The organism is Cribrihabitans neustonicus (assembly GCF_048820895.1).
Classification (GTDB): Bacteria; Pseudomonadota; Alphaproteobacteria; order Rhodobacterales; family Rhodobacteraceae; genus Cribrihabitans_A; species Cribrihabitans_A neustonicus.
In genome coordinates this window covers 788,844-801,973 of record NZ_JBMERQ010000002.1, presented here as the reverse complement: position 1 = coordinate 801,973, position 13,130 = coordinate 788,844, and the positions used below count along the sequence as shown (strand labels likewise).

Below are 13,130 nucleotides of genomic sequence, written 5' to 3'. Positions count from 1 at the left end.
GGGGAGAAAGACATGAAAGCACTTTCATCGCTGAAGATTGCCTACAAACTGCCGCTCTTCGTGGTCGGCTTCGGGATGCTGATCACCGCCTTCATGGTGGTCACAAGTACGGTGAATTTCCAGAGTCAGGCCATCAGACAGGCCAACGAGCAATTCGAGGCGATGGTGACCAGCCGCAAGACCGCGCTGGAGACGCTGATCGGCGCGATAAACGCCGATCTGCGGACGCTGGCCGACACCCCCTCGACCGCCACAGCGCTGCAGCGCCTATCGGCCGCCTGGGGCAGCCTTGGCGCTGACGCTGGGACTCAAATGCGGGAGACCTTCATCACCTCCAACCCTCACCCCGAGGGCGAACGCCATCTACTGGACCGCGGCAAGAACACCATCCCCTACAACATCCATCATTCGAAGTTCCACCATTCCTTCCGCACCCTCCTCACCGCCAAGGGCTATACCGACGCCTTTCTGGTGAGCGTGCCCGGAGAGGTGATCTATACCGTCTTCAAACGCGATGAATACGGCACCAACCTTGTGAACGGTCCATACAAAGACAGCGACGCGGCCAAACTGTTTCAGGCCGCGCTGGAAGCCGAGGACGGCACGGTCCTGTTCTCCGACATCGCGCCCTACGCCGCTGATGGCGGCGCGCCGGCCGCCTTCGTCGCCACCAAGGTGGGGACGGACGCCGGCGCCACCGCGGGAGTTCTGATCCTGCGCGTCCCGGTGAACATGATGAACACAATCATGAACGATGCCAAGGGCATCGGGGAAACCGCCGAGGTCTACCTGATCGGCCAGGACCTGCGGGCACGCTCCAATTCGCGCTTTGACGGCGGGCATGCGGCCCTCGAAGTCCTGCCGGGTGGCCCCCACATCCAGGCCGCACTGGACGGCACCGCGGGCTTCTTTGCTGAAACCACCGGCCTTCGCGGCCAGAGCGTGGCGGCCTATGCGGCGCCGGTGCCGATGCTCGACACCACCTGGGCCATCGCGATCGAGCAGGACCGCGCCGAGCTGCTGGCCCCTGTTGCGCGCGACCGCAACATCCAGATCCTGATCTCGCTGGCGGGCGCTGCGCTGCTATCGGTCTTCGGCTGGCTCTTCGCGCGCTCGATCACCCGGCCGCTCGACGGCATCTGCCGCAGCATGGAGGCGGTCTCGGGCGGCAATTTCGGCACCGACGTGCGCGAGGCCCGGCGCGGCGACGAGATTGGCAAGATCGGAAAAACGCTGGTGAGCCTGCAGGACGACCTGCGCGAGGGCCGTGCCGCCGAGGAACAGCGCGCGCAGCAGCAGCAGGAGCAGGAAGCAGTGGTTGCCAGCCTCAGCGCAGGGCTCGTGCGCCTTGCAGGCGGCGACTTCTCGCAGCCGATCAAGGAACCTTTCCCAGCCGGCCACGAGCAGCTGCGGCACGACTTCAACATGACCGTTAAGACGCTGCACAACACCATCGCCCAGGTGATCGAGGTCACCAGCAGCATCCGGAACGGTGCCGGCGAAATCAGCCAGTCCTCCGACGACCTGTCGCGCCGCACCGAAACACAAGCCGCGACGCTGGAGGAAACCGCCGCCGCCCTGGACGAGCTGACTGCAAGCGTCAAATCTGCCGCCGAGGGCGCGCGTTCGGTGGAAAGCACCATGGGCGAGGCGCGCACCGAGGCCGAGGCCAGCAGCGGCGTGGTCCGCGATGCGGTCGCTGCAATGACCGAGATCGAGCAAAGCTCCTCGCATATTTCGCAGATCATCGGCGTAATCGACGACATCGCCTTCCAGACAAACCTTCTGGCGCTGAACGCCGGCGTCGAGGCCGCACGTGCGGGCGAAGCGGGCAAGGGGTTTGCCGTGGTCGCAAGCGAGGTGCGGGCGCTGGCGCAGCGGTCTTCGGACGCGGCAATGGAGATCAAGACCCTTATCGGGGACAGTTCAAAACATGTGGCACGCGGGGTCGACCTGGTCGGCAAGACAGGCGAAGCGCTGAGCGGGATCGTCAGCCGCGTGAGCCACATCGCCGGACTGGTCTCGGGCATCGCCGAGGGCGCGGCCGAGCAGTCCACCGGCCTGGCCGAGATCAACACCGGGGTCAGCCAGCTCGATCAGGTCACCCAGGAGAACGCTGCCATGGTGGAGGAGGCGACCGCGGCCGGCCACATGCTGAATTCGGATGCATCGAAACTGGCGGATCTGGTCTCCCGCTTCAACCTCGGCACCGCCACCCTCGCCAAACCCGCCGAGTCCGCGCCGGCCCCAGCCGCTGCGCCGCATACGGCCTCGGCGCATGGTGCGGATTGGGACGCCGGGGCGCTGCCGCCCAGATCCGCCAAGGTGGCAGTGGAGGGCAATGCCGCCAAGGATCTGTGGCAGGACTTCTGAGCCCCGCCGGTCAATCGGGTCGCGGGGCGCGGGACTGCGGGATGCTGCCCCGGTCCTGCCCCGCCGCTATTCAGCTTGCGCCGCTGCCCGGCTCTCCCAGCAGCAGCCTGTCCACCGCATCCCCGGGCATCGCGCCCAGCAGGCTGGAAAAATCGCCCTCCCCCAGAATGCCCCGCGCGGCCTCGATCAGCGTGGTCTGGGTGAGCCGCGCCAGCGCCGAGCCAAGCGAGATCCGCGCCGCGCCCATCCCGGCAAACTCCGCCCGTGGCACATTGGCGTAAGGGCCCGCCGCCAGCACGTTAACCGGTTTTAGGGTGGCCTCGCAGACGCTCTGCAAGTCGGCCTTTGACTTCGGCAGCGGCACATAGAGGCAATCCGCCCCGGCCGCATCGAAGGCACGGACGCGGCGCAGGGCCTCGCCGATATCGTAGACGCCGTTCATGATGCCGTCAGCCCGCGCCACCAGCACAAAGTCCTCGGGCAGCGCACGGGCCGCAGCGGCGGCGGCGCGGATGCGCTCCACTGCCAGGTCGAAGCCATAGGCGCTGCCATCCGCCATATCGGTGTCCTCGATGGAACAGCCCGCAAGCCCGGCCTCGGCCGCCAGCCGCACGGTTTCAGCCACGGTCTCCGGGGCATCGCCGTAGCCGTTCTCAAAATCGCCGGAGACGGGCAAGGGCGTCGCCGCCACCAGGTCCTGTGCATGGGCCAGCGCCTCGTCTCGGGTAACGTTGCCCATGTCGGCCCGCCCCAGCATGAAAGCATGGCCGCTCGACGTGGTGCCGATCGCCTGCGCGCCCAGCGCGGCCAGCAGTTTGGCACTGCCCGCATCCCAGGCGTTGGCCAGAATAAAGGGGTTGCCGCGCTGATGGAGCGCGCGGAATGTCTCGCCGATGGTCATACCGTCTCCCTCCCCGCGGGCCCGGCCCGCCTCATCGCCGCGATCATGTGCCAGCCTCGACAAAAGCGCAATGCGCGGCTGCGGGCCCGGCAAGCATCACCTGCTGCAGAAACGGTCTGGTGGCGATGCGGTGGTTGAGCGGGACGCGCCAGAGCGCCTCTCTGCCCCGGCAGCAACGAACCTTTCGCCCACGTCCTTGGCGCCTTCGCCCCCGTAAGGACGCCCTCCTGCAGGCTATTCCGGCGGCGCCATCGGGCCTGCGACCTCGATCGCGGCCAAGTACCCGGGCTGCTGCTGCAGCGCCCTCCAGTAGGCCGCAACTTTGGGATGCCCGCCCAGAAGGTCGAAACGATCCAGCAGCGCGAGCAGGTAGGACATCTGGATGTCGGCGAGCGTCAGCTGGCTGCCAAACAGCATCGGCCCTTCGCTCAATTCCTGGCTGAGGTAACTCAAGTGCTTGTTCAGTGCCTCACGCGCCTGCTCGGGCGCCTCCTTGCCGCGGAAGGCGGGCAGGATGACCGGCAGCGCGGCCCCGGCAAATGAGGACTCGACGTAATCGAGCAGCGCTTCGTGGCGCCAGAACGCCGCGGTGCCGGCCTCCGGCTGATGGCTGGTATCGCCGAACTTGGCAACCAGGTAGCGCAGGATCGCCGCGGATTCCGCGATAACCTGGCCCTCGTCTTCGATCACCGGCGACTTGCCCAAGGGGTGCACCCCGGAGAGTTCCTGCGGCGCGCGGAACTCCTCCGTGCGGTCATAATCGATGCGTTCGCAGGGCTGGTCCAGATTGGCCAGCAGCCATAGAACGCGGGTGGCGCGGGAGTATTTCAGCGCGTGGAGAGTAATCATGCCGGCACGCTGCCCTGCAGATGCGCGGCGGCGCCGGGGTTCACGGTGATCAAGGCGGTCATGGAGCTTCCTCTGGCTACTGGAAGAACAACCATCGGGCCTGGGCGGGGGTTCCCTGCCGGCAGCACATACCTCTCCCCGTCCATCTCGCCGCCGCACGCCTCCGGTGCCGTTCTGAATGGGGCTGTGAAAGTTTTCGCGCGTCAATTAAGGTGGCAGGGAAACAACCGGCATCGCTGCCCCGGCCGTGCCCGGCAGACTAAAGACAAGGCGTTCAGAGTCATGGAAGGCAAGAAGATCAGGAACATGGAGGAGTTCGCCGCGATCAGCGGAATCTCACGCCCGACTCTGTCGAAATTCTTTAATGATCCCGAAAGCGTGCGCGCCTCCACCCGGCAGCGCATTGAGGCGGCACTGGAGCGCTATGACTTCCGCCCGAACCTCTATGCGATGAACCAGAACCGGCGGCTGACCAAAACCATCGGCATCGTGGTGCCCAATCTGGCCGACCCGTTCTTTGCCAAGATCGCGGGCACGATTGAGGATCATATCCTCGGCACCAGCTACCGCCCCGTATTGCTGGGCTCCCACGGCAGCCCGGAGCAGGAGATTGCCAATCTGGAGAACCTGCGGCTCCTGAAGCCCGCGGGCGTGCTGCTGGCGCCACTGGGCCGGACCTCGGACCATGATTTCGTGAGAGCCTTCTGCGAGGAAGTGCCGACGGTCATGTTCGACGCCAGCATCGAAGACGCGGGCGCGGGGTTTGTCGGCTCCAACAACAGCCAGAGCGTTGGGCTCATTGTGGACTACCTCTGTCGCACGGGCGAGCCGCCGGCCTTTTTCGAGATGAAAACCCCCACCAACCCGAACGCGCACAAGCGGCGCAGCGCCTATCTCGCCTCGATGGAACGGCTGGGCCACCCGCCGCATCTGATCCAGGCCGAAGGCGATGGCTGGGAGTTCGAAGAAATCGGTTTCCGGGAGGCCACCCGGGTAGTGCGCGACCGGAACCTGCCCACCGACACCATTCTGTGCAGTAACGACCGGCTTGCCATCGGGGTTCTGTCGGCCGCTTATGAGGCCGGTCTGCGCGTCGGGCTGCAGCCGGACTGTGCCCTGCGCGTCGCGGGGCACGACGACCACCCATTCTCCCGCTACACCTGCCCGGGGCTGACCACCGTGTCGCAGGACTACGAATCCATCGCCCGCCAAAGCGCAGAGGCCCTGATGGCGCTGATCGAGACCGGCTCCGGCACCGATTCGCGGCAGGTGACGCTGTTTGACGGGCGGCTGGTGATGCGGGGATCGGCCTAAGACCCTGATTCTCTCCGGGAAACGCAAAAACTTTACGCGCGTAAATTTTTAAATTGACGCAAGTGCAGGCGCGGCGCTAACCTTTCGGCAGACATCTCAACAGGGAGGTAGAGGATGTTTGTCAAAAAGGCCCTTTATGCGGCCACTGCCCTTTCGCTGATCGCCGCAGGCGGCGCATCGGCCGAAACCATCACCATCGCAACAGTGAACAACGGCGACATGATCCGGATGCAGGGTCTGACCGATGAGTTCACCGCCAAAACCGGCCATGAGGTCGAATGGGTGACGCTGGAGGAAAACGTCCTGCGCCAGCGGGTGACCACCGACATCACCACCAAGGGCGGCCAGTTCGACATCATGACCATCGGCATGTATGAAACCCCGATCTGGGGCGCGAACGGCTGGCTGGTCCCGCTCGACGATCTTTCGGAGGAATACGAAGCCGACGACATCCTGCCCGCGATGCGCGCAGGGTTGAGCCATGACGGCACGCTCTATGCGGCGCCCTTCTACGGCGAAAGCTCGATGATCATGTACCGCACCGACTTGATGGAGAAGGCCGGTCTGGAAATGCCGGAGGCGCCGACCTGGGAGTTCATCCGCGAAGCCGCTGCGGCAATGGATGACCCGGAAAACGACATCAACGGCATCTGCCTGCGCGGCAAGGCCGGCTGGGGTGAGGGCGGCGCCTTCATCACCGTGACCGCCAATTCCTTCGGCGCGCGCTGGTTCGACGAGGACTGGAACGCCCAGTTCGACCAGCCCGAGTGGAAGGAGGCGCTGGAGTTCTACGTCAGCCTGATGAACGACTACGGCCCCGCGGGCTACGCCACCAACGGCTTCAACGAGAACCTGTCGCTGTTCCAGCAGGGCAAGTGCGGCATGTGGATCGACGCCACCGTGGCGGCCTCCTTCGTGACCAATCCTAACGAGTCGCAGGTTGCCGACAAGGTGGGCTTCGCGCTGGCACCCAACAAGGACGGCGTGGAGAAGCGCGCCAACTGGCTCTGGGCCTGGGCGCTGGGGATTCCTGCGGGCACCCAGAAGGCTGATGTGGCCAAGGAGTTCATCGAGTGGGCGACCTCGAAGGAATACATCGAGCTGGTCGCGGCCAAGGAAGGCTGGGCCAACGTTCCGCCCGGCGCCCGCATCTCGCTGTATGAGAACCCCGAATACCAGAAAGTGCCCTTTGCCGGCATGACGCTGGAGTCGATCAAGGCCGCCGATCCGGAGAACCCGACAGAGAAGCCCGTGCCCTACGTCGGCATCCAGTTCGTCGCCATTCCGGAGTTCGCCGGCATCGCGACCGAGGTGAGCCAGGAGTTCTCCGCCGTCTACGCGGGCCAGCAGTCGATCGACGAGGCGCTTGAGAAGGCGCAGGCCCTCACCAACGAAGCAATGGAGGCCGCCGGCTACCGCTGAGGCTCCCGCTAAAGACCGGGGGGCGCCACGCCGCCCCCCGGCATCCCTGCAAGCGCATGATCGTCCAAGGCGGCCCCTGCCGCCAGCGGAGGAGGAACACCCAATGGCAACCCAACACTCCCACCCCGCGGACCGGCTCGGCATCGCCGCCTCCGCCCCCGAGGCCGCGAGCCCGCCCGCGGCGGACCACCAGGCCGGCACGAAACATGCCCGCGCCGCAGCCCGGCTAATGCTGGCCCCCGCCGTGGTGCTGCTCCTGGGCTGGATGCTGGTGCCGCTGACCATGACGCTTTACTTCTCCTTCAAGAAATACCTGCCGCTGCGCGGCGGCGATCTCGGCTGGGTGGGCTTTGACAACTACGTCCGCTTCGTCTCCTCCAGCGCCTTCTGGCCCAGCGTTCAGGCGACCCTGCTGATCGTCGGTGGCGTTTTGGTGATCACCGTGGTGTTCGGGGTGCTGCTGGCGCTGCTGCTCAATCAGCCGATGTGGGGCCAGGGCGTCGTCCGCGTGCTGGTGATCGCGCCCTTCTTCGTGATGCCCACCGTTTCCGCCCTGGTCTGGAAGAACGTCTTCATGGACCCGGTGAACGGCCTTCTGGCGCACCTGTGGCGCGCCTTCGGTGCCGATCCTGTGGTCTGGCTGACCGAGGCCTCGACCCAGTCGATCATCCTGATCGTCAGCTGGCAGTGGCTGCCTTTCGCCACGCTGATCCTGCTCACCGCGATCCAGTCGCTCGACCGCGAGCAGCTCGAGGCCGCCGAGATGGACGGCGCGCCGCCGCTGAAACGCTTTGCCTTCATCACCCTGCCCCACCTGTCGCGGGCGATCACCGTGGTGGTGCTGATCCAGACCATCTTCCTCTTGTCGATCTTTGCCGAGATCTTCGTCACCACCCAAGGCGCCTTCGGCACCCGGACCCTCACCTACCTGATTTTCCAGCGCGTGCTGGAAAGCCAGAACATCGGGCTCGGCTCGGCAGGCGGTGTCTACGCCATCATCCTCGCCAACATCGTTGCCATCTTCCTGATGCGCATCGTCGGCAAGAACCTGGACGCGTAAGGAGGCTCTCATGGCACGCGCAACGACCCCGCAACGCAAAGCCCTGAACACCGCCATCGCATGGGGTGTGGGCCTCCTGATCTTCTTCCCGATCCTCTGGACCGCACTGACCAGCTTCAAAACCGAAGCCCAGGCCATCGCCGACCCGCCGATCTTCCTGTTCTTCGACTGGACGCTGGAAAACTATAGCGTGGTGCAGGAACGCTCCAACTATGGCCGCTTCCTGTGGAACTCGATCATCATCGCCGGCGGCTCCACCATCCTCGGCATCATCATCGCGGTGCCCGCCGCCTGGTCGATGGCCTTTGTGCCGACGAAACGGACCAAGGATATCCTCCTTTGGATGCTGTCGACCAAGATGCTTCCGGCGGTTGGCGTGCTCTACCCGATCTACCTGATCTTCATCAAGATGGGGCTGCTGGACACCCGCACCGGCCTGGTCATTGTGCTGATGCTCATCAACCTGCCGATCATCGTGTGGATGCTCTACACCTACTTCAAGGAGATCCCCGGCGAGATCCTTGAAGCGGCCCGGATGGATGGCGCGAGCTTGCGCGAAGAGGTGCTCTATATCCTCACGCCGATGGCCATTCCCGGCATCGCCTCGACGCTTCTGCTGAACGTGATCCTGGCCTGGAACGAAGCCTTCTGGACGCTGAACCTCACCGCGGCCAAGGCAGCCCCGCTCACTGCCTTCATCGCCAGCTACTCCAGCCCCGAAGGCCTGTTCTACGCCAAGCTGAGCGCGGCCTCCACCATGGCCATCGCCCCGATCCTGATCCTCGGCTGGTTCAGCCAGAAACAACTCGTCAGCGGCCTGACCTTCGGCGCTGTGAAATAAGGAGACACGCTTATGGGACGCATCACTCTGGACAAAGTCTCCAAAAGCTTTGGCGACGTGCAAGTCATCCCGCCCCTGGACCTGACCATCGAAGATGGCGAGTTTACCGTCTTCGTCGGCCCCTCGGGCTGCGGCAAGTCCACCCTGCTGCGGCTGATCGCCGGGCTGGAAGACGTAAGCTCCGGCCAGATCCGCATCGACAAGCAGGACGCCACCCATGTGCCCCCCGCCAAACGCGGCCTTGCCATGGTGTTTCAGTCCTACGCGCTTTACCCGCATATGTCGGTGCGCAAGAACATTGCCTTCCCGATGCGCATGGCCAAGGTTCCCGCCGAGGAACAGGACCGGCGCATCGAGGCTGCCGCCAGGGCGCTGAACCTCACCGACTACCTGGACCGCCGTCCCGGCCAGCTGTCGGGCGGCCAGCGCCAGCGGGTAGCGATCGGCCGCGCCATCGTGCGCGAACCCTCCGCCTTCCTGTTCGACGAGCCGCTCTCGAACCTCGACGCGGCGCTCAGGGTGGGGATGCGCCTGGAAATCTCCGAACTGCACGAACGGCTGGAAACCACGATGGTCTACGTGACCCACGACCAGGTCGAAGCGATGACCATGGCTGACAAGATCGTGGTGCTTCGTGCCGGGGTGATCGAGCAGGTGGGCTCGCCGCTGGAGCTCTATCACACCCCGCGCAACAAGTTTGTGGCCGGCTTCATCGGCTCCCCCAAGATGAACTTCATCGAAGGCGCGGAAGCCAGGAAATACGGCGCCCATACCATCGGCATCCGGCCCGAGCATATCGACGTCTCGGCCGAGGACGGCGCCTGGTCGGGCACTGTCAGCGTCTCGGAGCATCTGGGTTCGGACACTTTCCTCCACGTCCACGGCACCGGGCTGGCGGAAACCATCACCGTGCGCGCCAGCGGCGAAGTGAGCTTCCGCCACGGCGACCGTATCTTCATGACCCCGCGCGCCGATGTGGTCCACAAATTCGACGCCGAAGGCTTGCGGATCGTATGAGCCCGCGTGCAATGAGCCGCAGGACAGGTGAGCAATGGAGGGGCTGATGGAACGGCACACGGAAAACCCCGCGCCCGTGAAACTGAGCGAGGCCGCCTTGCAGAGCCTGCCAGCAGGCATTGCGGGCCCAGGGTACGACCGCGGCGCACTGACGCCCGGGATCATCCACATCGGGCTCGGCAACTTCCACCGCGCGCATCAGGCCTGGTATCTGCACCGGCTGATGCAGCAGGGGCTGGCGCAGGACTGGGCCATCCTCGGCGCGGGCGTGCGCCCCTATGATGCCGCCATGCGGCAGAAACTGCTGGCGCAGGACTGCCTGACCACGCTGATCGAGCTTTCCCCCGATGGTGTGACGGCCGAGGTCACCGGCGCCATGACCGGCTACCTGCCGATCGAGGAAGGCAACGGCGCGCTGATCCGCGCGATGGCCGATCCCGCGATCCGCATCGTCTCCCTCACCGTGACCGAGGGCGGCTACTACCTCGATCCGGCGACCGGCGGGCTGGACGCGGCGCACCCGGACATCCGCCACGACGCCGCAAACCCGGACCATCCGCGCACCGTCTTCGGCGCCATCGTCTCCGCGCTGAAACTGCGCCGCGATTCTGGCACCGGCCCCTTCACCGTGCAGAGCTGCGACAACCTGCGCGGCAACGGCCGCATCACCCGGCAGGCGGTGGTCTCGCTTGCGGGGCTCTCCGACCCGGCGCTGGCAGAGTGGATCGACACCGAGTGCAGCTTCCCGGACTCCATGGTCGACTGCATCGTCCCCGCCACCGGACCGGACGAAATCGCGCTGGTCTGCAAGCTGGGCATCGACGATGCCGCACCCGTCACCCATGAAAACTACCGCCAGTGGGTGATCGAAGATGACTTCTGCGCCGGCCGCCCCGACTGGGACAAGGCCGGAGCGGTCTTCACCTCCTCAGTGCATGACTACGAGTCGATGAAAATCCGCATCCTCAACGCAGGCCATCAGGTGCTGGCGGGCGCGGGGGAACTGCTGGGGCTCGCGACCATCGCCGATTGCATCACGCACCCGCTGCTTTCCGGCCTGTTCCGCAAGGTCCAGCGGCAGGAGATCGCGCCTTACGTGGACGCGGTTCCGGAGATGCCCCCCGAAGACTACGTGCAGCTGATCGAGCGGCGCTTCTCTAACCCCGCGATCCGCGACACCACCCGGCGCGTGGCCTTCGACGGCGCCTCGCGGCACCCGGGCTTCGTGCTGCCGATCCTGCGCGACGCGCTGGCCGCGGGCGGCCCGGTGGCGGGGCTGAGTCTGGTGGAAGCGCTCTGGGCCCGGATGTGCGCAGGCACCCGGGAGGACGGCAGCGCCATCGAGCCCAACGACCCGCAATGGGACAGCCTTCACGCTGCCGCCCAGGCGGCCCGGCTGCGCCCGCAGGCCTGGCTTGAACAGCGCCATATCTACGGAACGCTGGCGGCGGACACCCGCTTTGCCGATGAATTCGCCCGCTGGCTCACCCTGATCTGGGATCAGGGCAGCGAAGCCGCCCTGCGCACCTATATTGCGCAGGACCAGCCCCGTGACGGGGCGCAGTACGCTAAAGGAACCTGAAACCATGATCCTCTGCTGCGGCGAAGCCCTGATCGACATGATCCCCGCGCCGACCGCTGCCGGGCCTGACGGCTTCGTGCCCCATGCCGGCGGCGCGGTGTTCAACACCGCCATCGCGCTTGGCCGCCTTGGCGCGCGGGCCGGCATGCTGACCGGCCTTTCCACCGACATGTTCGGCCGCCAGCTGGCCGAAGCGCTGAAGGCAAGCCATGTGGACACCTCGCAGGTGATCCAATCCGGCCGCCCCACGACGCTGGCTTTTGTGCGGCTGGTGGACGGCCACGCCACCTACTGCTTCTTTGACGAGAATTCAGCCGGGCGCATGCTGGAGCCTGCCGCCATGCCCAAGCTGCCTGCGGAGATCTCGGCGCTGTTCTTCGGCGGCATCAGCCTGGCCTCGGAACCCTGCGCGGAAGCCTACGCTGTCCTGCTGGAACGCGAAGGCCAGGGCCGCGCGGTGATGATCGACCCGAACATCCGCCCCCGCTTTATCAAGGACATCACCCGCTACCGCGCCCGGCTCGACCGCATGGTGGCGCAGGCGGATATCGTCAAGGTCTCCGACGAGGATCTGAACTGGCTGCTGCCCGATCCACTTTCCCTCCAGGAGAAGGTCTTTGCCCTGCTGGAGCGCGGACCGTCTGTGGTAATCCTGACCCGCGGCGGCGAGGGCGCCACCGGTTACCTGGCAGGCGGTGCCGAGGTGCAGGTGCCCGCCGTGCGGGCCGAGATCGCCGATACCGTCGGCGCGGGCGACACGTTCAATGCGGGCGTGCTGGCGAAACTCTCCGAGCTGGGCCAGCTCACCAAACCGGCGCTCGCCGCGCTGCCGCCTGAAACCCTCGAACAGGCGATGCGGTACGGCGCGAAGGTGGCGTCGGTGACCGTCTCCCGCCCGGGCGCCAACCCGCCCTGGGCAGAAGAGCTGTAGCAATATTCCGCCAAGTGCCGCGGGGCGCTTTTGACCATACCACCGGCCCCGCGCTGCAAGCCGCACGCGCGGGCCGCATCCATATAGTGGCCCTTCACATCTGCGCGGTCAGGAACCGCGGGGCGCCGCCATCCAGGCAGACGGCAGAGAGCCGGCCCGTGGCAAAGGCCCCCGTATCGAGCGCGATCCGTCCCTGTTTCGCCGCCGCTCTGAAAACGATGGTATGGCCGTGCACCACCCAGATGCCGTCGCTTCTGGGAATGCGGCAGAAATCCGGATGCCCCCACAAAAGCGTCTCCCTTTCCTGCTCGGACGGGGCAGCACGCGGGTCCGCCCCGGCATGGGCCACCAGCACGCTGCCCGACAGCACCGAGGTCTTCAGTCCGGCCAGCCAGGCAATCAACGCCTCCCCCATCGCCTCCCGCAGCCGGTCGCGGCAGAGACCCAGGTCTTCCCCGCTCATCCGCGGACCAGGCCCCCGGACACCGAAGGAGGCCAGTGTCTGCAGCCCCCCGTTCCCGATCCAGAGCGGGCCGTCGCGGGCGGGCTCTTGGAGGAACCCCAGCAGCATGTCCTCATGGTTGCCCATCAGGCAGGTCAGTTCCGGGCGCGCAGAAAGATAACGCAGCACCCCGGCGCTGTACGGGCCGCGGTCGATGTAATCCCCGGCCAGGATGACCCGGTGATCCGCCGGCACCTGAGCCAGCAGCCGTTCCAAGAGCGGCAGGCAGCCATGCACATCGCCAATGACGCAAAGCGGCGCCCCGGGAGCGGGGTTTGCAAAGGCGGCACCCTTTCCAAACTTCCGCATGAAGGATGACAGCACCATAAGCGGCTCTC

At 65.9% G+C, this 13,130-nt stretch carries 11 protein-coding genes; 8 read left to right on the top strand and 3 right to left on the bottom strand.

Annotation, left to right across the window (positions count from 1 at the left end; genetic code table 11):
- Positions 1 to 12: 12 nt before the first annotated feature.
- Entirely contained in the window at positions 13 to 2,373 is a 2,361-nt protein-coding gene (locus tag ACOHWE_RS08890; RefSeq protein WP_420665751.1) for a methyl-accepting chemotaxis protein, read from the top strand.
- Between the two features lie 70 nt (positions 2,374 to 2,443).
- On the opposite strand, the gene ACOHWE_RS08885 is transcribed toward ACOHWE_RS08890, so the two are convergent.
- Together ACOHWE_RS08885 and ACOHWE_RS08880 are read right to left on the bottom strand one after the other, a co-directional pair.
- Positions 2,444 to 3,274 carry an isocitrate lyase/PEP mutase family protein gene (locus ACOHWE_RS08885; RefSeq protein WP_420665749.1) on the bottom strand — a complete coding sequence of 277 codons (831 nt, stop codon included), beginning with the start codon at positions 3,272 to 3,274 and terminating at the stop codon, positions 2,444 to 2,446.
- Between the two features lie 234 nt (positions 3,275 to 3,508).
- Complete coding sequence (locus ACOHWE_RS08880) at positions 3,509 to 4,123, bottom strand: glutathione S-transferase family protein (RefSeq protein ID WP_420665748.1); 615 nt, start codon at positions 4,121 to 4,123, stop codon at positions 3,509 to 3,511.
- A 282-nt stretch (positions 4,124 to 4,405) separates the two neighbouring features.
- Here ACOHWE_RS08880 and ACOHWE_RS08875 point away from each other — a divergent pair, with 282 nt between their 5' ends.
- From ACOHWE_RS08875 to ACOHWE_RS08845, 7 genes are all read left to right on the top strand, one after another.
- Complete coding sequence (locus tag ACOHWE_RS08875) at positions 4,406 to 5,437, top strand: LacI family DNA-binding transcriptional regulator (protein WP_420665747.1); 1,032 nt, start codon at positions 4,406 to 4,408, stop codon at positions 5,435 to 5,437.
- A 114-nt stretch (positions 5,438 to 5,551) separates the two neighbouring features.
- Positions 5,552 to 6,859 (top strand): ABC transporter substrate-binding protein, encoded by a 1,308-nt coding sequence (locus ACOHWE_RS08870; protein WP_420665746.1) that lies wholly within the window; start codon positions 5,552 to 5,554, stop codon positions 6,857 to 6,859.
- 229 nt (positions 6,860 to 7,088) lie between these two features.
- Positions 7,089 to 7,919, top strand: coding sequence for a carbohydrate ABC transporter permease (locus ACOHWE_RS08865; protein ID WP_420665930.1), 831 nt, complete (start codon positions 7,089 to 7,091; stop codon positions 7,917 to 7,919).
- Between the two features lie 10 nt (positions 7,920 to 7,929).
- Positions 7,930 to 8,760: a carbohydrate ABC transporter permease gene (locus ACOHWE_RS08860; RefSeq protein WP_420665745.1), complete on the top strand. Its 831-nt coding sequence runs from the start codon at positions 7,930 to 7,932 to the stop codon at positions 8,758 to 8,760.
- A gap of 12 nt (positions 8,761 to 8,772) precedes the next feature.
- The gene (locus tag ACOHWE_RS08855) at positions 8,773 to 9,777 is read left to right on the top strand and encodes an ABC transporter ATP-binding protein (protein WP_420665744.1); all 1,005 of its coding nucleotides are present in this window, start codon (positions 8,773 to 8,775) and stop codon (positions 9,775 to 9,777) included.
- Between the two features lie 46 nt (positions 9,778 to 9,823).
- Positions 9,824 to 11,359 carry a mannitol dehydrogenase family protein gene (locus ACOHWE_RS08850; protein ID WP_420665743.1) on the top strand — a complete coding sequence of 512 codons (1,536 nt, stop codon included), beginning with the start codon at positions 9,824 to 9,826 and terminating at the stop codon, positions 11,357 to 11,359.
- A gap of 4 nt (positions 11,360 to 11,363) precedes the next feature.
- Positions 11,364 to 12,290 carry a carbohydrate kinase family protein gene (locus ACOHWE_RS08845; protein WP_420665741.1) on the top strand — a complete coding sequence of 309 codons (927 nt, stop codon included), beginning with the start codon at positions 11,364 to 11,366 and terminating at the stop codon, positions 12,288 to 12,290.
- A 94-nt stretch (positions 12,291 to 12,384) separates the two neighbouring features.
- Here the strand turns inward: ACOHWE_RS08845 and ACOHWE_RS08840 are convergent, their stop codons facing one another.
- Positions 12,385 to 13,119: a metallophosphoesterase family protein gene (locus tag ACOHWE_RS08840; RefSeq protein ID WP_420665740.1), complete on the bottom strand. Its 735-nt coding sequence runs from the start codon at positions 13,117 to 13,119 to the stop codon at positions 12,385 to 12,387.
- Positions 13,120 to 13,130 lie beyond the last annotated feature (11 nt).